The sequence below is a fragment of the Ruegeria conchae genome, from assembly GCF_000192475.1.
Lineage (GTDB): Bacteria > Pseudomonadota > Alphaproteobacteria > Rhodobacterales > Rhodobacteraceae > Ruegeria > Ruegeria conchae.
The window spans coordinates 119,062-138,173 of sequence record NZ_AEYW01000004.1 but is presented as its reverse complement, the minus strand read 5'-3'; the positions used below and the strand labels follow the sequence as shown (position 1 = coordinate 138,173).

At 55.6% G+C, this 19,112-nt stretch carries 19 protein-coding genes; 9 read left to right on the top strand and 10 right to left on the bottom strand.

Annotation, left to right across the window (positions count from 1 at the left end):
- Positions 1-187 precede the first annotated feature (187 nt).
- The gene (locus G7G_RS0103665) at positions 188-925 is read left to right on the top strand and encodes a response regulator transcription factor (RefSeq protein ID WP_010438510.1); all 738 of its coding nucleotides are present in this window, start codon (positions 188-190) and stop codon (positions 923-925) included.
- A complete protein-coding gene (locus G7G_RS0103660; RefSeq protein WP_010438509.1) occupies positions 922-2,364 on the top strand; it encodes a sensor histidine kinase in 1,443 nt (480 codons plus the stop codon). The genes G7G_RS0103665 and G7G_RS0103660 overlap by 4 nt, the downstream gene beginning before the upstream one ends.
- Position 2,365: 1 nt before the next feature.
- On the opposite strand, the gene fliP is transcribed toward G7G_RS0103660, so the two are convergent.
- From fliP to fliF, 4 genes are read right to left on the bottom strand one after another with little or no spacing between them, the layout of a single operon-like run.
- Positions 2,366-3,094 (bottom strand): flagellar type III secretion system pore protein FliP, encoded by a 729-nt coding sequence (gene fliP, locus G7G_RS0103655; protein WP_010438508.1) that lies wholly within the window; start codon positions 3,092-3,094, stop codon positions 2,366-2,368.
- Positions 3,091-3,378 (bottom strand): FliM/FliN family flagellar motor switch protein, encoded by a 288-nt coding sequence (locus G7G_RS0103650; RefSeq protein WP_010438505.1) that lies wholly within the window; start codon positions 3,376-3,378, stop codon positions 3,091-3,093. The genes fliP and G7G_RS0103650 overlap by 4 nt, the downstream gene beginning before the upstream one ends.
- Positions 3,371-3,967, bottom strand: coding sequence for a FliH/SctL family protein (locus G7G_RS0103645; RefSeq protein WP_010438502.1), 597 nt, complete (start codon positions 3,965-3,967; stop codon positions 3,371-3,373). Before G7G_RS0103645 ends, G7G_RS0103650 begins: the two co-directional genes overlap by 8 nt.
- A complete protein-coding gene (fliF, locus tag G7G_RS0103640) occupies positions 3,967-5,556 on the bottom strand; it encodes a flagellar basal-body MS-ring/collar protein FliF (RefSeq protein WP_010438499.1) in 1,590 nt (529 codons plus the stop codon). The genes G7G_RS0103645 and fliF overlap by 1 nt, the downstream gene beginning before the upstream one ends.
- Before the next feature lie 119 nt (positions 5,557-5,675).
- On the opposite strand from fliF, the gene G7G_RS0103635 reads away from it, so the two are divergent.
- The 5 genes from G7G_RS0103635 to G7G_RS0103615 are packed head-to-tail and all read left to right on the top strand — an operon-like array spanning position 5,676 to position 10,255.
- Positions 5,676-6,173: a flagellar basal body-associated FliL family protein gene (locus G7G_RS0103635; RefSeq protein WP_029621700.1), complete on the top strand. Its 498-nt coding sequence runs from the start codon at positions 5,676-5,678 to the stop codon at positions 6,171-6,173.
- 9 nt (positions 6,174-6,182) lie between these two features.
- Positions 6,183-6,605: a hypothetical protein gene (locus G7G_RS0103630; protein WP_010438491.1), complete on the top strand. Its 423-nt coding sequence runs from the start codon at positions 6,183-6,185 to the stop codon at positions 6,603-6,605.
- Complete coding sequence (locus tag G7G_RS0103625) at positions 6,602-7,195, top strand: MotE family protein (protein WP_010438488.1); 594 nt, start codon at positions 6,602-6,604, stop codon at positions 7,193-7,195. Before G7G_RS0103630 ends, G7G_RS0103625 begins: the two co-directional genes overlap by 4 nt.
- Before the next feature lie 46 nt (positions 7,196-7,241).
- Positions 7,242-8,111 carry a flagellar motor stator protein MotA gene (motA, locus tag G7G_RS0103620; protein WP_010438486.1) on the top strand — a complete coding sequence of 290 codons (870 nt, stop codon included), beginning with the start codon at positions 7,242-7,244 and terminating at the stop codon, positions 8,109-8,111.
- Positions 8,112-8,119: 8 nt separating this feature from the next.
- Positions 8,120-10,255: a hypothetical protein gene (locus G7G_RS0103615; RefSeq protein WP_238528761.1), complete on the top strand. Its 2,136-nt coding sequence runs from the start codon at positions 8,120-8,122 to the stop codon at positions 10,253-10,255.
- Positions 10,256-10,373: 118 nt separating this feature from the next.
- On the opposite strand, the gene G7G_RS0103610 is transcribed toward G7G_RS0103615, so the two are convergent.
- The 3 genes from G7G_RS0103610 to betB form a co-directional block, all read right to left on the bottom strand.
- Positions 10,374-11,726 carry an MmgE/PrpD family protein gene (locus G7G_RS0103610; RefSeq protein ID WP_010438480.1) on the bottom strand — a complete coding sequence of 451 codons (1,353 nt, stop codon included), beginning with the start codon at positions 11,724-11,726 and terminating at the stop codon, positions 10,374-10,376.
- Positions 11,723-14,164 carry a GcvT family protein gene (locus G7G_RS0103605; protein WP_010438477.1) on the bottom strand — a complete coding sequence of 814 codons (2,442 nt, stop codon included), beginning with the start codon at positions 14,162-14,164 and terminating at the stop codon, positions 11,723-11,725. Before G7G_RS0103605 ends, G7G_RS0103610 begins: the two co-directional genes overlap by 4 nt.
- A 120-nt stretch (positions 14,165-14,284) precedes the next feature.
- Positions 14,285-15,739 (bottom strand): betaine-aldehyde dehydrogenase, encoded by a 1,455-nt coding sequence (gene betB, locus G7G_RS0103600; protein ID WP_010438474.1) that lies wholly within the window; start codon positions 15,737-15,739, stop codon positions 14,285-14,287.
- A gap of 190 nt (positions 15,740-15,929) precedes the next feature.
- On the opposite strand from betB, the gene G7G_RS0103595 reads away from it, so the two are divergent.
- A complete protein-coding gene (locus G7G_RS0103595; protein ID WP_010438472.1) occupies positions 15,930-16,259 on the top strand; it encodes a hypothetical protein in 330 nt (109 codons plus the stop codon).
- A 6-nt stretch (positions 16,260-16,265) separates the two neighbouring features.
- On the opposite strand, the gene G7G_RS0103590 is transcribed toward G7G_RS0103595, so the two are convergent.
- Complete coding sequence (locus G7G_RS0103590; RefSeq protein WP_120981283.1) at positions 16,266-16,766, bottom strand: potassium channel family protein; 501 nt, start codon at positions 16,764-16,766, stop codon at positions 16,266-16,268.
- Between the two features lie 64 nt (positions 16,767-16,830).
- Positions 16,831-17,736, bottom strand: a complete 906-nt coding sequence (gene trhO, locus G7G_RS0103585) for an oxygen-dependent tRNA uridine(34) hydroxylase TrhO (protein ID WP_010438469.1) — start codon at positions 17,734-17,736, stop codon at positions 16,831-16,833.
- A gap of 96 nt (positions 17,737-17,832) precedes the next feature.
- Between trhO and pncA the strand changes: the two genes are divergently transcribed.
- Positions 17,833-18,426 carry a bifunctional nicotinamidase/pyrazinamidase gene (gene pncA, locus G7G_RS0103580; RefSeq protein WP_010438467.1) on the top strand — a complete coding sequence of 198 codons (594 nt, stop codon included), beginning with the start codon at positions 17,833-17,835 and terminating at the stop codon, positions 18,424-18,426.
- A gap of 3 nt (positions 18,427-18,429) precedes the next feature.
- Here the strand turns inward: pncA and G7G_RS0103575 are convergent, their stop codons facing one another.
- Complete coding sequence (locus G7G_RS0103575; RefSeq protein WP_010438464.1) at positions 18,430-18,960, bottom strand: hypothetical protein; 531 nt, start codon at positions 18,958-18,960, stop codon at positions 18,430-18,432.
- Positions 18,961-19,112: the final 152 nt, after the last annotated feature.

Genomic DNA, 19,112 nt, shown 5'->3' with positions numbered 1-19,112 from the left:
CACCCAATGGGCGGCGATGCCCGATATAGCGCTAACAGAATGCCGCATGGCAACGCAGAATGCAGAGCAATATCCTGACAAGGCGGAAATTTTCACCGCTTTTGTTACCGCGTGTTACTTTGGGCTTGAATCCGTTTCCATTCGTTACAATTGGCGGCGGCGGAGGAAGTTTGAGAGGAGGATTAGAGTGGGTATTCCCCGGCTCTTGGTGGTGGACGACGATTCTGAGATGCGTTCGATGATGACCCAGTTCTTTCAGCAGAACGGGTATATAGCGCTGCCCGCCAGTTCGGAAAGTGAAATACGCACGCATCTGACCTCGGGTCGGATCGACCTGATCTTGTTGGACGTGATGCTGGGCGATGAAAACGGCGTTGAGATCTGTGCCCGCTTGAGGGCCGAACAGGATGTGCCGATCATTCTGGTCTCGGCCCTGTCGGCAGATCACCAACGAATGGCGGGATATGAAGTTGGCGCGGATGACTACATTGCCAAGCCGTTCAACCCGCAGCTTCTGCTGGCCCGCGTCCGTGCTGTGATGCAGCGCGCGCAACGCACCCCTTCGCTGGCTTATCGCCGCCGTACCCGTACATTTCACTTTGACGGCTGGGTCTTTGACGGCAAACGGGACGAGGTACATTCGCCCGACGGCTATTTAGTCTCGCTTTCACAGCGCGAGACCGCCCTGCTGAAAGTCTTGCTAGCAAATCCGCACATCCCGCTAACCCGGGATGAGATCGCCACCGCGCTTGATGTCACCGGCGAGGCTGACAAGCCCGAGGCGCAAGGCCGCGCCATCGATATGTTGGTTGGGCGACTACGCTCTAAAATCGAGGCTAATCCGAAAGAGCCTCAGATGCTGCGCACTGAGCGTGGGGTTGGGTACATATTTACCGCCGACATTTCGGTAGATGAGGACGCATGACATTGCGCCTGCGCAGTTTTGGTTGGGTCTGGACGCTGTCAGCCTTCGCTGCAGGGATGTTGGCAACCGTATTGTGGTTCACCTCTGCACAGGCCTGGAACCGTTTCCAAACTCAGGCATTTGTTGCGGGATTCACCGTATACGAGGATTTGCGGACGGGGATGGCACCGCCACCCGGCTTGCTGATCAATCCCTTGCCGGCCAAGGCCGCCGCACTTGCCGATAGGGGAGAATTCCAACAAATGCCGGGCTTTTCGGATCGCCGCTTTGTCACCAATCTGTCGATCCTGACCGACAGTTCAGCCCCTCTGAGTGGACGCGAACTGACGCTAGCGGTATTGTCTGATCGTCTGGTCTATCCGGTCTCGGATATCGTGTCGGGCAACGATCAGACCGGGCCCGAGAAGATGGGCAATCTGACGCGCCTGCTTGCGACCTATTGCAGCGAACCCATCCTGATCGCGCAATTCGGGCGCGGGGTTTGGCAGCAGGTCGATGGCACCGAAATCTGGGGCTGCAAAGCTGCGCCGATTGATCTGCGCCTGCCCGCGATATTGCTGGGAATAGTCGCGCTGGCCGCGTTGCTGACCTCGGTCGGGAATGTCTCAGACAGCTTCACGCGCTTTGCACAGGCACTTGGTGACCGCAAACGTCGCGGTGGGCCACAAAGTTATGATGCGGACGGGCCGGAAGAGCTGCGCGATATCGTGGCTGCGGTGAATGATCACCTTGAGGCTGAACGCGCGCAGCTAGAGAAACGCGCCATTGTGCTGTCGGGTGTTAGCCACGATCTGGGTACGCCGGCAACGCGTGTCCGGCTGCGTGCCGCCCTGATCGACGATGCCGAATTGCGCGAGAAGCTCGAAGCAGACGTGGATCAGATGACCGGCATGATCGAAAGTGTACTAACCTATACAAGGTCCGAGCTCAGCGTTGAAGAACCGCGGCAGATCTCGTTGACCTCACTGGTCGAGTCACTGGTCGCCGACTATCAGGATATGAACTTGCCCGTATCTTTGAAAGCAATTGAACCTGTGGCTGTCGAAGGTGCGCCGTCATTGTTCATGTCGCGCCGGGGGCACGGATCGCTGCCTGAGACACGGCGCATTCTGGTGATGGGTCGACCAATCTCGTTGAGGCGGGCGCTGTCAAATCTGATCGACAACGCCTTGAAATATGGGCGCCGGGCCGAGGTTGAGCTGGAAACCGATGCTCAATCCGCCACGATTATTGTCGAAGATAAAGGCACCGATTTGTCGGTTGATGATATCGAGGCATTGCTGGCCCCGTTCCAGCGTGGGTCAAACATCGGTTCGTCAGATGGCTTTGGGCTTGGCCTGACCATCGCACGCACCGTTGCCGAGCAACATGGCGGATCGCTGAGCTTTGAGGCCGGAGACCAAGGCTTGCGCGCTTGCCTGCAGATCACCCGGCAATAGATCAGGGCGAATAGCTGCGTACCAGCGCGCTTGCGATCAAAGCCCAACCATCTGCAATCACGAAAAATGCCAGTTTGAACGGCAGGGAAACCGTAGCCGGAGGCACCATCATCATACCCATCGACATCAGGACCGCCGCAACAACCAGATCGATGATCAGGAACGGTAAAAATATCAGAAACCCGATCTGAAATGCCCGTGCAATCTCCGACAGCATGAATGAAGGCATCAGAACGGACAGCGGTGCCTCGGATGACGGCTGCAAATCCGCGCCATCTGGTCGCAATGCTGCCATCGCCTGGAACGTATCGACATCCAAACGCGCCGCCATGAAGCTGCGAAACGGCACCAACGCGCGTTCCAGCGCGGGCTCCACGTCTATTGTTTCCTCGACCAATGGCTGGATGCCGACTTCCCACGATTCGGTAAAAACCGGCTCCATGATGAAATAGGTCAGAAACAGCGCCAGACTGACAATCAGCATGTTGGGCGGCGATTGCTGCAACCCAATCCCTTGCCGCAGTATCGCCAATACAGTGATCAAAAACGGAAAACAGGTGATCATGATCGCCAGTCCCGGTGCCAGACTGAGCACCGTGATCAGTAGGATCAGCTGGATGGTCCGGGCCGAGATCGACCCGCCCTCACCCAGCGATAGCGACAATTCCTGCGCCGCGCCGCTGGTGGGAATCACCAGCAATAGCGACAGCCAGAACAGGTGGCGCATCATCCGATCCCGTTCTGCAGGTCAGAGATTTCGGTCAGCCGTACAGCCAGTTGCCCGGCCTGATCTCCTTCCATTTCCTCCAGCAGCCCACGCGCGACCAATTGGTCCCCGACATACAGGTCGACGGGGTCTTCAATGCGTTTGTCCAGCGTCAGAACAGCGTTTTCGCCCATGTTCAGCAGATCACGGATCAAAGGTCGCGCCCGACCAACCGAAACTGTGACTTCGATCGGAACCGCTTCGAACGGATTTGGCTTTTCGGATTTCGGAGCTTGGGGATCACTCATTTGACAGAGCCTCTTTTGCTTCAAATAGATAGGCGTCGAAAGATGCGGCAATGGACGCGAGCAACGCGGTACAATCCACCTCTCGATAGGCGGTGCCCACTTGCAAACGCGCCTGTCCCGGCTGCAGAGTTGGATCCTCGACGACTTGTGGCAACGGCGTGAGATCTTGTGGGAGAACCGCCTGAACCTGATCGGCGGCACCGTCCGGAACGGTAAGTAGCATCGGCTGTCCGATCTGTTCCCGGGCCATCTCACAAAGCTGTTCAGTCAATCTGGCGGGTAAACCCCGTTCGACGGTTTCGGGCAAAACCACCTGTATCAGGCTCTGAAACATCGGCTCCAGCGACAATGTCATCCGGGTTAACGCCTCCTGATAGGTAAACGACAGGTCTGCTAGCGCTGCAGACAAGTCAGAGCTGAGCTGCGCCCCACCCTGTTCCTGCGCCTCGACCGCATCTTCCCAACCGGCACCATAGCCTTGCTCAAAGGCCGCAAGGCGTTGTTCTTCCAATGCCTCTTCATCCAAGAGATGAACGGCGACACCTGCTGCTGGGGCGGTGAAATCCTCAAGGAGATGAGCGATAGACATTACACCTTCTCCTCACCTTCTTCAAGCCAGCTTCGCAGGATCTCAACCGTCTCTTCCTGTTTGTCACCGATCATGGCGCGCAATCGGTCGACGGGGTCTTCACCATGGGCGCTGGCTATTACCGGAACATTTGTCTGAGCGGCCTCAGGAAGTGATGTGAACTCTTGCGCATCACCATTTGCGATCTCTCCCGTCAGGTAAGTTGCAGGGTCCGCTTCCGGCGGTATGCCTGCCGGAAGCAACGCAGGTGCAGCAGATTTTGTCAAAATGGGTCGTATGACAAACAGACCCAAAACAAGGGATACCAGTGCCAAAACGAACATCTGAACCAGCGACATGGCATCAAGATGAATCTTCTGCCAGACCGACGACGACACCAATGTACCCTGCGGCTCAACAACAGGCAGATCAAGCGATTTCAGGGTAATGACGTCACCGCGTTCGGCATCATAACCTACGGCCGAGGAAACGAGTTCCTCCAACGCGCCAAGCTCTGGCTGCGGAATGGGTTCAAATCGTTCGACACCTTCCGCATCAACCGTTCGGGCACCGTTGACCAGCACTGCAACGGTCAGACGTTTGATGGCACCCGGCGCGCGGTGAACCTCAAGTTCGGTCTCAGAAACCTCATAATTCACCCGCTCGCGGGTCTGGGTGGCATTTGAATTGGATTCGTCCCCGCCAGCGCCATCCCCATCCGGCAGATTTGATGCCACGGTCACGTCTGCAGACTGATTTCGCGCACTGTCAGACCGTTCTTCAACATCCGTACTGATCGCTACGCGACCTTTAGGATCGAAGCGGCGTTCACGGATCGACTCGGTTTCGGTCACCGTATCCACGCTGACCTCGACCACGGCATTACCTGCCCCGACGCGTGCTTCGACAAGTCGAAGAACTTTTTCCCGCAACTGGCGTGCTTTATCGTCTGCAGTATCAGCGGCCACGGTTGATTCCTGCGCTCCGATCACAGCGCCGTTCGAATCGATTACGGTGACGTTTTCTGGTGCAAGCCCGCTGACTGCTGACGCCACCAGAAACCGGATCGCCTTGGCCTGATCTCCTGTGATCTGCGCACCCGATGGCACCAAATATACCGAAGCGGTCGGCGCAACACTACGTTGAAACGGGTTGGCCGAACCGTTGGCGATGTGTACGCGTGCCTGGCTGACATATGAGCTGCCGACAATCGTGCGGGCCAACTCGCCCTCTTTTGCCCGCCAATAAGCAGCGTCAAACATCTGCGACGTCGTGCCAAATCCACTGAGTGAGTCCAGCAACTCGTATCCGCGGTTGCCGTTTGCTGGCAGTCCTTCACTGGCCAGCGTCATGCGCAACTCATCCCGTTGCGAGCCCGGTACATAGATCGAACCACCCCGAATTTCATACGCAACACCGCGCTGATCCAGCGATCGCACGATATCACCCGCCGCACCGCTTTCGAGACCTGAATATAACAGCGTCATCGACGGTGCCGTCGCAATCCGTGACATCGCAAGCACGCCCAGAAACACCAGCACTACCGCACCGGCCACGAAAATTTGTTTGCGCTTGTCCAAACTTGCCCAGACAGTTCCGATCTGCTGCACACTCACCTCCGACTCACCGACATTCTGCTCGGCTCAACCCCTGTTTGGACGATTGCCCTTAACAATCGGTTAGTCCCTGCGGGGTTATGACAGATGCCGAACAGATTCATGAGGACGGCATGACCGACGCAACAGCTGACGAAGTGGAAACCCCTAAAAAATCAGGAAAAAAGGGCCTGATTCTTGGGATGATTCTGGCCTTGGCAGGCGGTGTTGGTGGCTATTTCATAACCGCCTCTGGCTTGCTGCCAATTGGTAGCGGTGCCGAAGCAAAAGAAGAAGATAGCAAAAGCAATGAAAAGCCAGCGACGGCGTTGCCAGACGTAAGCTTTGTTGATCTGCCGCCGGTGATCGTTTCGGTCAATGCAGGCGGCTCGCGGCATCTCAAGTTCCATGCACAACTCGAGGTGAACGCGGGCTACGCCGCCGAAGTTGAAAAGATGCAGCCGCGAATCATGGATGTGCTGAACAGTTATCTGCGCGCGGTCGAGCTGAACGACCTTGAAGATTCACTCGCCTTGGTGCGCATCCGTGGGCACCTGCTGCGACGTATAGGAATTGTCGTGGGTGACGGCCGTGTGCGCGACGTTCTGGTGACAGAATTTGTATTGAATTAGGAGGCGAAGGTGGAACTGATTGCCGATATTCTGCTGGTAGCAGGCGCGCTTGGGGCAGGACTGTACTGTTTCATTTTGGCGCGTCGTTTGCGTCGATTTACTGATCTTGAAAAGGGCGTGGGTGGTGCGGTTTCCGTTCTTTCGGCCCAAGCGGAAGAGCTGCGAAAATCGCTTGATTGCGCCCGTCAGTCTTCCGACGAGTCCGGGGTTGCCCTGCAGACTTTGACTGAACGGGCGGAGTCGGTAGCGCAGCACCTGGAACTGATGATGGCCTCAATGCACGATGTCGTACAGGAAGACCAACCAAGCCCTGAGCAGCCCGAAGAGCACGCGCAGGAAAAATCTGACCCCATATCCCTAAAACCCGTAACAAAGCCCGAGGGCTTGATGTTCTTTCGGCATGCTGCAACGTCAGGCGGGTCAGGCCAATGATCCGTCAAAGAAAAAAGAATTCTGACCAGCGCCCGCGCGGGGGAGTTCTGACCGTCATCTCCTTGCTGATGATCGGGTCTGCCATCATTCGGATCGGGCTTGAGGCTGGGCCTGCGGTGGCGCGTGGGACTGATCCAGCATTGGCAGCGCAAATCAAGTCGGAGCGCATTGAGACCAGCGCTGCGGATCTGCAAGTTTTGCTAACAGAACTGCTAAGCCGCGAAGTCGAACTGAATCAGCGGGAGAGCATGATTGTCGACCGAGAACACGCGCTGGACATCGCAGATCAGGCTATTGAGACCCGGTTGGCCATGCTGCAGGAAGCCGAAGAGTCGCTGCGTGAGACCGTCGCTATTGCCGAAACAGCCGCCGAAAGCGACCTGACGCAACTGACTGACGTTTACCAAAGCATGAAACCAAAGGATGCCGCGGCCTTGTTCGAAACGATGGATGCAGTATTCGCCGCCGGATTTTTGTCACGCATGCCACCGGAGGCTGCCGCCAATGTGATGGCCGGTCTCAGCCCCGAGGCCGCCTATGGTATCAGCGTCATCATGGCTGGGCGCAACGCCCGCGCCCCACAGGAATAATGCTGATGGGCAACCATTTCTCCCACCTTAACGCCGGAGATCACTTATGATCGGACTCATCGGAATTGCTGTTATCTTCGTCATGGTTTTTGGCGGATATCTCGCCGCTGGCGGCAAGATGGCAATTATCATGAAGTCATTGCCGTATGAAATGATGATGATCGGAGGCGCCGCGATTGGTGCTTTTATGATCAGTAACGACATGGGTGGGGTCAAACACACCGCGAAAGATATTGGCAAAGTGTTCAAAGGCGCGAAGTGGAAGCCCGAAGATTATCGTGATCTGCTTTGCCTGTTGTTCTCGTTGATCCGGATCGCGCGCGCAAACCCGGTTGAGGCCGAGCAACACATCGAAGAGCCTGAAAACTCGTCGCTTTTCTCAGCTTATCCCAAGATCAAAGCCGACAAAGAAGCCGTGGATTTGATCTGCGACACCATGCGCTCAGCCGCGATGAACTATGACGACCCGCACCAAGTCGAAGAGGTGCTTGAAAAACGGATGGAGGCAAATTTCCATCATGCCATGCACTCGAGCCATGCCTTGCAAACCGTTGCCGACGGCCTGCCCGCCCTTGGTATCGTTGCTGCGGTTCTGGGCGTTATCAAAACCATGGGTTCGATCGACCAGCCGCCAGAGGTGCTGGGAAAACTCATCGGCGGAGCGTTGGTCGGCACTTTTCTGGGCGTTTTCCTCGCTTATGGTTTGGTCGGTCCATTTGCTGGCAAACTGAAAGCTGTGGTTGAAGAAGACAACCATTTTTATCAACTCATCAAGGAGGTTCTGGTCGCGAATCTGCACAATCACAACGCTGCGATGTGCATCGAGGTCGGACGCCAAAACACGCCAACCCACAACCGCCCCAATTTTTCAGAGCTTGAAGAGGCCTTGAAAGAAATCAAACAGGCGGTCGCATGATACGGGCTTTGACATTAATTTTATTGGCCCTTGGCACCAGTGTGTCAGCGCAGGTGCTGCGTGTTCGCTCGGGCGAACACGATGGATACACGCGTCTGGTGATACAAGTGCCCGCCGGCACCGATTGGGTTATGACTCCAAACGAACGCGGTGCTGATCTGAATATTGCTATCAAAGGCGCCACATTCGATACCGGAACCGTATTTGACCGGCTGACCAGCAAAAGACTTCAATCTCTAACTCAGGCTAGTTCAGGTGGAGCTCTGAAGATGGTCTTTGGATGTGAATGTGTCGCCACCGCATTTCTGCATCAACAAACTATGGTGGTCGTGGACATCTCGCCCGGTAAATTCATTCCGGTTGCAGTTCCGAAAATCGACGTGGTGACAGACCTTCACCCGGACATCGCAAAGCAAGCTCCGCCTCCAGTACAAATCCCTGCAACTGCGCTGGCGTTACCCTTGTTGCAAATGAGTCATCGAAACTTTGAGGACGAGCTGATATCCCGCATATTACAAAGCGCAGATCGTGAGGTTATTGACCTCACACTTGCTGGTGTTGGGCGCAGACAATCCGCTCGTTTTGGACCTTTAAGAACTTCAAGCGCACAAGCGCCCAACTTACGATTGTCTTCGGTTCTGGACGACGCCCGGGGTCTCGAAAATCTGGCACTTCCGGATTTCGATGCAAAATTTGAATGTATCACCGATGCTGAGATGGATTTCGACTCTTGGGCAGGCCCCGAACCATTTGTGGAGCAGGTAGCGCAACTGCGAACGGGGCTATTCCAGGAAATTGATCGACTCGATCAGGAAAAGGCCCTGAATCTGGCCAAGCTGTACACATATTATGGATTCGGAGCCGAAGCGCTGCAGGTGTTAGATCTGCTGCCAGGACCGACAGCAGAGCAACAACGTATTTCGGCGATGGCGTCTACTCTCGATGGTTTGACTGCGTCTGAACCGCACTCATTCGAAGGTCAACAAAGCTGCGAAAGCGCTGCAGCGCTATGGGCACTTCTGGCCGAGGAGAAATTGGCACCGGAGGCACAGCTGAACATAATCGAGCAAGCATTCAACCGGCTTCCCGAACACCTTAGGCGGCAACTCGGGTCGACTCTGGCAGACTTGCTGGCAACAACCGGGCGGCTGGAAGCAGCGCGGCGTATTTTGCGTTCGGTCGACAGAGTGATGACCGCTGAAACGGCCGACGTGACCCTGACCAAGGCCACGATCGCCGATGCCGAAGGCAATGCACATACCGCGAGTGCTCACTTGACTGAAGTCATAGCCACCCCAAGTGCTTCTAGGGAAGCGCCTCTGGCGCTGGCGCGTTTGATCGAAAAAAGATGGGCCGATCGGGGTTCGATACCACCCAAAGATCTCGATTTAGCGGCAGGTTACGCACGTGAATTCAGAAACTCTGAACTCGGGCCCATGATGGCGCGCACTCATGTGCTTGCGTTGTCGATGTCGCAGGAGTTCGATGGTGCCATGCATCATATCCAAAAAGCACCTGACGATAAGGATTGGCGCCGCACGCGAGATCAGGTGCTGCAACTGCTTGCTGAGCGGGCGGATGACATCACCTTCCTGCGCTACATATTCGGACTGAAGGAGAAAACTCGCATTAACCTGAGCCTGGATACGGCCACATCAGTGGCGCAAAGGTTGATCAATCTTGGATTTGCGAGCGCTGCCCGGGAATGGACAGACCCATTGGGCGATCAGAACCATGCTATCGAGCGTGCCCGGATTAGGGCACGTTCAGCTCTACTAAGCGACCATCCTCGCCAAGCTTTGCTGGAATTGTCTGAAGATCCCTCAGACGACGCGCGAGTATTGCGGGCTCAAGCTTTGGCGCGGGTGCAAAACTTCTACGCCGCGGTGGAATTGTTGAGAGAAACTGGTCAGATCGAGGCTGCCGACCGCCTATCCTGGTTGGCGGGCACGAATGAGATTGATGCCGAGGATTCGAATGTCTTCAGCGATCTAAATCGAATCAAAATATCGTTAGATCAACCGATTGAACGGCAATCTGACAAACCTCTGGCAGATGCCAAAACGCTTATTAAGGAGAGCGCCAATGCCCGCGCGCAAATTTCTGATATGCTTGAAATCGTGCAAACAGGCGGATTGAATTGATCGGACCCGCAGTGCCCAGTGGTTATGCTGTTTCAGAGTTGGTCATTCGCTTAACACCTTGGATCAGTCTCTAACATGGCGAATCTCGATCATTTATTTAATTCGGCGTTGCGCCGTATCAACGTGCGGGTGGGTCGTATATCAGGGCAGACAGATTGGAAAAGCTTGACCCGGGTTGGGTCAACTTCAATGTGGCCGCAAGGATCTGGGCGGCCCGATTGCGCCCCACAGCTGGCGCTGCAAATTCGGTGAATTTATCGGTGATCTCCTGTTTGCTCAGGGGATTTTCCTGACCACCGCGCGCGTTGATATCACCTGAATGATAAACAGATCCGTCCAAGGTTTCGATCTCGACATCTGCCCATCGTCCTGCTGGGAAACGGGCAGAGTGACGCGGGCTCTCTTTGACCTTAATCAGCTTTGTAATCTCTGCGACCGTTGGATCAGACAGGCCTTTGCCCGAGATATGTTCTACACCAATGCGACCGTGAACTGCCTGAACCGCTACAGCAAATGGCAACGAGTATTGAGCCTGTGAGGTAGTCAGAGGGTGGTCAGAATACAGACAAGCTGCTTCTTTAAAGCTGTTGATGCGGATGGCTGCGATCTGTTGATGTGTCAGCTTGTGTACCTGCATCAGCATCCGAACACCGTCGATTGATGCATGTGCCCAACGGCAGATTGGATAGGGTTTGATATATTGCTGCTCAACTTGCCAGACCCGGCCAAGATCGTCCCAGAATGGAACAGCCTCTTTCGCCTCGATCGTGATTGCAGGTGCTCCGGTAAATCCGCGCTCGGCCAGGATGGCAGATGACAGCCCCACCAGGGCACCCCAACCGGAACCGTCGTGCAACATTGTTGGATTTGCAATCTCGCGCATCATTTGGCTGCGTGGCCCGTGGAATTCCGCAATCCCCAACGCCTGTCGCAGTTGATCTGGGGCATGACGGCGTAAACGCGCCGCCAAAGCAGCCACGCCCAACGCATTCCAGGCACCGGAAGTGTGATAATCACTGACCGTTGCGTGTAGGGTCAGGCCAGCCCGACCCGCGATTTCATACCCGATGATCATAGCCGCCAGAGCCTCACGACCCGACAGATCCGGGCATTGTTCGGCCAACGCAGCAAGCGCCGGAACAATGGCAACTCCGATGTGGCCTTTGACGGGATTGAACCCGTCATGGGCATCCAGATTATCGGTTTGGCTGGCAGTTGCATAAGCTGCACCTGCAAGACTGGCGCGCCGCCCGTCGAACAGCAACCGAGCGCTAAAATCAGGCTCTGAACTTGCAAAAAGCAACGCTGCTGTATCCCGGGCGATCCCACCGGCCTGCATCGATCCTGCAGCGATCAGAACACCCATCGTATCCAGCAACAAATACGCAGCTGTCTCGCGGGCTGTGTCGGGAATGTCTTCGGCGGTACAGTTCAGAGCAAACTCGGCAACCCGGTCAAAAACGTTGGTCATTTCACTGGCTCCGCAACGGTTTTCGTATCGCGTAATCTGTTTCCGGCGGGGTCGAACGGCGGCTTTGAAAGGAATTTGGCTTTGTGTGGTTTTCCGAGGATGAAGATGTCGACCGTGTCGCCAGGTTTTGCGGCTTTGGGGTTGGCGTAGCCCAGGGCCAGGGATTTGCCGACCGTATACCCATATGCGCCTGAAGTTACCCGGCCAACCGGGGTACCGTCGGGGGTGAAGATCGGTTCACCGCCAGTGGCGTCGGCTTCGTCCGCATCGACCTCGAATATCGAGAGTACCTCGCGCGGGGCGTTATCCTTGACCCGTAGATAAGCATCTTTGTGCAGAAATTCTTTGTCCAACTTGATCAGACCTGACAGGCCAACCTCTTGTGGCCAGTATTCCTGAGAATACTCTCGCCCCCACGAGCCATACCCCTTTTCGATGCGCAACGATCCCAACGCGCGACCGCCAACCGGGCCACCGCCTAGGTCTTTTGCAGCCTCTAATAGCGCTGAATAGAGGCTGGTTTGATCTGATTCCGCGCAATGCAGCTCCCACCCCAGATCGCCAGTAAAGCTGACACGGATGGCCAGGCAAGCGATACCGGCCACCTTGATTGTGCGCGAGCGCATAAAGCGGAACGTGTCGTTTGAAAGGTTCGCATTGGTCAGACGCTGTAACAATTCGCGCGACTTGGGCCCAGCCACGTTGAAGCCTGCGATGCGATCGGTGGCGACCTCGAACGTGGTGCCTTCGGGCAAGTCGATCATGTTGAAAAACCGCTGATGATAACGCTCGGCCATACCCGAGCCGATCATCATATATTCTTCATCAGCTATCTTGGTGATGGTAAAGTCACCAGCCACGCCGCCGCGAACCGAAATCAGGGGCGTCAGACACGAACGACCAACCTCGACCGGGACCTTGTTGGCCACCAGACGATCCAGCCAGTCATAAGCACCTGGACCTTTCACGACGTAATTGGCGAAGTTGGAGATGTCGATCACACCCACATGATCGCGCAGCATCTGCACCTCGCGGCCCACCGGTTCCCACCAGTTCTGACGAGTGAACCCATTGGTTTCCTGCAAACCGGGCTGATCTGCAAACCACAGCGGATGTTCCCAGCCGCAGTTCAAGCCAAAGACCGCACCCATATCCTTTTGCATTTCATAGGTGGGGCGGACACGCGCGGGGCGTCCCGCGCTGCGCTCCTCATTGGGGAAATGGATGGCGAAACGGTGAGTATATACATCCTCAACCCGCGCCTTGGTAAAGGCCTTGTCGGCCCAGTCACCGAACCGAGCTAGATCCCAGGCGAACATGTCGTATTGCGGCTCGCCTTCTATCATCCATTGCGCAGACAGCAGACCCAGCCCGCCCGATTGCGAGAAGCCGGGAATGATGCCGGTGCAGCAGAAATAGTTCTGCAGCTCGGGCACGGGGCCCCAGATTGCGTTTGAATCAGGAGACCAGATCATCGGCCCGTTGATCACCCGTTTGACACCCGCCGTGGCAGCGACCGGTACCCGTTCTGTGGCGCGGATGACATTTTCCATGATCCGGTCCAGATCGTCTGGGAACAGGTCATGGGCAAAATCCAGCGGCGTGCCGCTTTCGGCCCAAAACCGCATGTCTTTCTCGTAGGCGCCGATCAGAAGGCCGTTGCCTTCCTGGCGGAAGTAATATTCTCCATCCCGGTCAGCGATCGACGGTAGGCGGCGCCCCAGATTAGCCACTTCGTCGATGGCTTCAGTGACGAAATACTGATGCTCGGTCGGTTGCAGTGGCAGTTCGATGCCCGCCATTGCAGCCACTTCGCGCCCCCACAGGCCCCCCGCATTCACAACCCATCGAGTGTGAATGTCCCCCTTATCCGTGCGCACGATCCAAGAGCCATCGGATTGCTGTTCAGTCCCTATTACAGGGCAAAACCGCTCAATTGTGGCCCCCATTGCCCGCGCACCCGCAGCGTAGGCGTGGGTAACCCCGGACGGATCGACATTGCCGCCATCGGGTTCGAACATGATGCAACGGATGTCGTCAAACTGCGCCAACGGGTGAAGTTCACTCGCCTGTTCGCGGCTGATCTCATAAAAGTTCAAACCGTAGAACCGGGCTTTTGCCTCCTGCAGACGTAGCTGATGTTCGCGATCTTCGGTTTGCGCCAGATACAACGAACCAGATTGGAAAACCCCGCAGCCCTGCCCGGTTTCCTTCTCCAGCTCTTTGTACAGGTTCATCGTATAGTGCTGGATGCGGGTGATGTTGTTGTTGTCATGCAGGCCGTGGATGTTCGCTGCCGCATGCCAAGTCGAGCCCGAGGTCAGCTCATCGCGTTCCAACAGAACCACGTCGGTCCAACCAAGCTTGGCCAAATGATAGAGGATTGAGCAGCCAACCAATCCTCCTCCGATCACGACGGCCTGAGCGTGGGTCTTCATGGTCTGATCTCCTGTCTGCGAACCTAGTGCTCTCAGGAAAGTCAGCCACAGCCATATGTCAGGTTATGCTCTGTTCCCGACGCGAAATGTCGGGAACAGAACCTGAATGACCGGTTTTGATCAATAAGGGGCCTCGACATCGTTCATCGAAACGTAAACTGTCTTCATCTCGCTGAAGTGATTGATCGCCAGTTTCGAGTTCTCGCGCCCCACGCCCGACATCTTGGACCCACCGAACGGAGCCTCAACCGGGGCGAGGTTATAGGTGTTGATATAGCAAGTGCCAGCTTCGAACCCCGCCACAATTCTATGGGCGCGGGTCAGGTCATTGGTGAAGACACCGGCAGCCAGACCGAATTCGGTATCATTGGCACGCGCCAGCACCTCTTCTTCGGTTTCAAAATCCAGCACCGACATCACAGGTCCAAAAATCTCTTCTCGTGCGATTGTCATATCGTCGGTGACGTCGGCAAAAACTGTGGGCTGCATGTAGAACCCGTCACCTGCGATCCTGACGCCGCCGTAGACCAACCTCGCACCCTCGGCTTTACCTTTTTCGACATAGCCCAGCGCAATATTCATCTGGTTTTCGCTGACCATCGGGCCAAAATTGACCTCCTCATCCAGCGGATCACCAATTTTCGCGGTGGCCAGACGATCGGACAAACGCGAAAGAAATGCTTCCTTGATACCCTTTTGTACAAAGACGCGCGTGCCGTTGGAACAAACCTGCCCCGAAGAATAGAAATTGCCCAAGATCGCACCCGAGACCGCATTGTCGAGATCTGCATCATCGAAAACGATCATCGGGGACTTCCCGCCCAGCTCCATGGTGACGTGTTTCATGCCATCGGCTGCCGCCGCATAGACTTTGCGGCCTGTTGGAACCGACCCTGTCAACGAGACCTTGGCTACGCGCGGATCGGTAACCAGGCTGGCCCCGACATCTCCATAGCCTTGCACCACGTTGTAGATACCTTTTGGCGCGCCCGCCTCGATCAAGATTTCGGCCACCTGTAAGGCCGACAGAGGCGTGGTCTCGGACGGTTTGAAAACCATCGCATTGCCACAAGCCAGCGCTGGGGCACCTTTCCAACAGGCGATCTGGGTCGGGTAGTTCCATGCGCCAATGCCGACACAGACACCCAATGCCTCGCGGATCGTATAAACGAAATCCCCACCCCCTAGTGGGATATGTTCGCCGGTCAGAGACGCTGCCAAGCTACCGAAATATTCCAAAGCATCTGCGCCGCTGGTCGCGTCCGCCACAAGTGTTTCCTGCAGTGGTTTGCCGGTGTCGTGGGTTTCGAGAATAGAAAGCGCCCGATTGCGATCCCGCATGATGTCTGACGCACGCCGTAGGACCCGGCCCCGTTCCGTGCCCGACATGGCGGCCCAGCTTGCCTGAGCCGATTTTGCACTGTTTAGAGCCTGTTCTACGATTTCAGGTGTTGCAGAATGCAACCGCGCGATAACTTCACCGGTGGCTGGATAGATAACGTCGATTGGGGTGCCTCTGGTATCTTCAACATATTCGCCGTTGATGAAATGGCTGGCCTTGGGCTGAAATTTCATGCCGAATCCTTCTCTTTTCGGATCACCCCTGTGCAAGGGGAGGTGTGTGTTGCCGACAGAATTAGCTTTCATTGATTGACCAGTCAATAAATCCAGTGATTGGCAGGTTCTCGCCGAATCCAAATGGCCTTCTCTTGAAATGAAAGGCTAATGTTCTATTTATGTTCTACACAGTCAGAGGATAACCCCGATGGCCCAGAACATGCGAAAAGCCGCACTTGGCGGCACGTCAAACGATTATCACCTGTTGCCTGTGACAGATCGGCAGATGCGCTATGCCCGCGCGATTGCACAAAAGTCCGCGCTTGAGATTCCTGTCGAAGCGCAACACGACCGTAAATCACTATCAGACTGGATATCGGCCCATAAGCCGCATGACCCGTCGCCTTTCGCAAACTACCCAACGGGCAAGCAGGTTGCGTTTGCGGAGCGTATTTCGCGCACTAAACAGCGTCCGATCCCATCCGAGTGTTTCCGCGACAGACAATTGATGTCTCGATGGATCGATCACAACAAATAAGCTGGTCTACTTGCTATGGCTGCGCGCGTATAGCGCCACGGCTGCGGCTACAAACATGCCCAACAGGATATAGCCCGTAACCGCCTCGGCCACGGCCAACCCACGGCATAGGCCTGTTGGGGACATGTCGCCATATCCGACCGTGGTGAAGGTAACGTACGAAAAATACAGAATATCTGCCGGTCCTTTGGCGCCGACAACACAATGATCCTCATAGCCAAAGGCACCGTAGACCGCGGCAAATAGGAACGGCACGACCTGAATGAAGGACACCCCCATCAAAAACAGTATCCTGCGCGGGGATTTCACCTGGGTTATGTAGTAGTAGGATTGAGAAACCATCCAGACCACTAGCCCAACCGATGCAATCGTACCGATCGTGTCACCTGCGGTGGTTTCATTCAGACGCGACAAACCGTACCAAGCGAGGAAACTAGCCAGAACCAACCCTAAGGCTGCCAATAGGGTGGATTTCCATTCTTCCAGGGTTCTGGGTTCGTGAGTCACATTCCGCTCCATCAGGCAGGCCCAAAGGCATCATCCGTTTTTCGACATAGCCTGCAAGATGAATTCAATCTGACCCCAGATGTTCCTCACCTCGCGTGCGGGCCAGCTGGATTTGTCTCTGCCGTTCGCGAAACCGTGCCTTGTCCTGTTGGGACGTCTCATCGACACACCGGTGGCAAGAGACACCATGTTCGTATTCAGGGCGCTTTACATCTTCAGGCAGGATTGGGCGGCGGCAGCCATGGCAAAGCTTGTGTGGGCCTTCGACCAGCCCATGACCAACTGAAACGCGATTGTCGAAGACAAAACACTCACCCTGCCACGTGCTGTCTTCGCGTGGCATCTCCTCGAGATAGCGCAAGATGCCACCTTTCAGGTGGTAGACATCCTCGACGCCCTGTCCCAGCAGATAATTAGTGGACTTCTCACATCGAATTCCGCCGGTGCAGAACATGGCGACACGCTTGTTGTGAAATCTCTCTTTGTTTTCTTCCCACCAAGCTGGGAAATCGCGGAAACTTGCCGTGTTTGGATCTATTGCGCCTTCGAACGTGCCGATTGCAACTTCATAGTCATTGCGCGTATCGATCACCACCACATCGTCCGAGCGGATCAGATCGTTCCAGTCCTCGGGCTCAACATAGTTTCCGACACTGGCACGTGGGTCGACATCGGGCTGCCCCATCGTCACGATCTCTTTTTTCAGACGCACCTTCATCTTACCAAATGGTGGGTGGTCCGCGGTTGCCTCTTTCCATTCCAGATTGTTGCAACCCGGAAGCGCGCGGATATGCGCCAGCACCGCATCAATCCCAGCGCGGGGGCCGGCTATGGTGCCGTTAATCCCCTCTTGCGCCAGCAACAGGGTACCTTTGACCGATTGCGCTCGGCAAAGCTCGTGCAAGGCAGGGCGCAACGCGTCAGGATCAGGGAAGCGTGTGAAATGGTATAGGGCAGCGATTGTGTACATGTGCGCGATCTAATGCGCCTGATGAAAACACACAAGAGACAGCATTGACGATCCCTGCTGCGCGCCATACCGATTATGTAACTGAAGGAGACCAACATGTCCCACGCGCTGCTCGTTATCGATGTTCAGAATGATTTCTGCCCGGGAGGTGCACTCGCCGTTGCGGGTGGCGATGAAATCGTCGCTCCGATCAACGCGATCATGGACGATTTCGATGCGGTGATCCTGACGCAAGATTGGCATCCGGCGGGGCATTCGTCTTTCGCCAGCTCACATGACGACAAATCCCTGTTCGAAATGATCCAGATGCCCTACGGCGCACAAGTCCTGTGGCCTGATCACTGCGTTCAAGGCTCGGATGGCGCGGCCTTTCACCCGGACCTGCGTACCGATGGCGACCTGATCATCCGAAAAGGCTTTCGCCGCGACATCGACAGTTATTCGGCATTCTTCGAAAATGATCATTCCACTCCGACTGGTCTGAAAGGCTATCTTGAGACGCGCGGGATCGAACAGTTGACGATGGTTGGACTGGCGACAGATTTCTGCGTCCATTATTCGGCGGTAGATGCGGCACATCTTGGATTTGACGTTACTATCAGAACCGGTCTGTGCCGTGCGATAGATATGGATGGATCATTATCAGCCGCCGAGAAATCAATGCGCGAAGCGGGTGTCAACTTGGCCTGAGGATCAATTCGCTGCGCCGTACTCCGCCAGGAGCTTCAGCAACACAAACAAAATCACAGCCAGCCCCAACGCAAATCCCAATCGCCCAACCAGGGTGCGCCGTTCCGGTCGTACCGACTCGGGGCTTTGGGCTTGTAAAGGTCGCGCAGGTGCCGGGCGGAGAACATGACCGGGCTTAGCTGCTCTGATGTGCGCCAGGAAGTGATGAAAATCAAACTCGCCGCAATATTCGCCCTGAACACCCATGTTCCGAATGTTTGCAAAAAGCCGTTTCAGAATTACGACGCGATTCTCGGAATCCTCGGGCCGGTAATATCCGGTGGACCGGTTGTCACTCACCGTATCCAGACTGAAGCCAGATTCCAGAAATATGCGACGTATTTTAGGTGAAGCCGCCCGCAAGGCATCTGCAGTCTTGATATTCCTGAACTGCGCGCGCACCGGGGGTCGCCCTGTTACCGCTGTGTGTCCATGTTCCGGATCAACCTCATCCGGAGCAATCGCTACTATGTCAAAGTCGTACTCGAGACTCATTCACCAAATTCAACCTCTCAACCATCCCCACCCCCTCACTAAAGCGTGAGGGATACTCACAATATGCCCGCAATGTGACTTGTCATGGGCATTGTTACCAATCCAGCGACTCTTGCCAATCAGCGCGCTGATTGATCTAACAACGGAAATCG

Excerpts from the sequence above, each read along its gene's own strand:
- G7G_RS0103660 (WP_010438509.1), top strand. The coding sequence starts at position 922 with ATGACATTGCGCCTGCGCAGTTTTGGTTGGGTCTGGACGCTGTCAGCC.
- fliP (WP_010438508.1), bottom strand. The coding sequence starts at position 3,094 with ATGATGCGCCACCTGTTCTGGCTGTCGCTATTGCTGGTGATTCCCACC.
- G7G_RS0103650 (WP_010438505.1), bottom strand. The coding sequence starts at position 3,378 with ATGAGTGATCCCCAAGCTCCGAAATCCGAAAAGCCAAATCCGTTCGAA.
- G7G_RS0103645 (WP_010438502.1), bottom strand. The coding sequence starts at position 3,967 with ATGTCTATCGCTCATCTCCTTGAGGATTTCACCGCCCCAGCAGCAGGT.
- G7G_RS0103635 (WP_029621700.1), top strand. The coding sequence starts at position 5,676 with ATGACCGACGCAACAGCTGACGAAGTGGAAACCCCTAAAAAATCAGGA.
- G7G_RS0103625 (WP_010438488.1), top strand. The coding sequence starts at position 6,602 with ATGATCCGTCAAAGAAAAAAGAATTCTGACCAGCGCCCGCGCGGGGGA.
- motA (WP_010438486.1), top strand. The coding sequence starts at position 7,242 with ATGATCGGACTCATCGGAATTGCTGTTATCTTCGTCATGGTTTTTGGC.
- G7G_RS0103610 (WP_010438480.1), bottom strand. The coding sequence starts at position 11,726 with ATGACCAACGTTTTTGACCGGGTTGCCGAGTTTGCTCTGAACTGTACC.
- G7G_RS0103605 (WP_010438477.1), bottom strand. The coding sequence starts at position 14,164 with ATGAAGACCCACGCTCAGGCCGTCGTGATCGGAGGAGGATTGGTTGGC.
- betB (WP_010438474.1), bottom strand. The coding sequence starts at position 15,739 with ATGAAATTTCAGCCCAAGGCCAGCCATTTCATCAACGGCGAATATGTT.
- G7G_RS0103595 (WP_010438472.1), top strand. The coding sequence starts at position 15,930 with ATGGCCCAGAACATGCGAAAAGCCGCACTTGGCGGCACGTCAAACGAT.
- trhO (WP_010438469.1), bottom strand. The coding sequence starts at position 17,736 with ATGTACACAATCGCTGCCCTATACCATTTCACACGCTTCCCTGATCCT.
- pncA (WP_010438467.1), top strand. The coding sequence starts at position 17,833 with ATGTCCCACGCGCTGCTCGTTATCGATGTTCAGAATGATTTCTGCCCG.
- G7G_RS0103575 (WP_010438464.1), bottom strand. The coding sequence starts at position 18,960 with ATGAGTCTCGAGTACGACTTTGACATAGTAGCGATTGCTCCGGATGAG.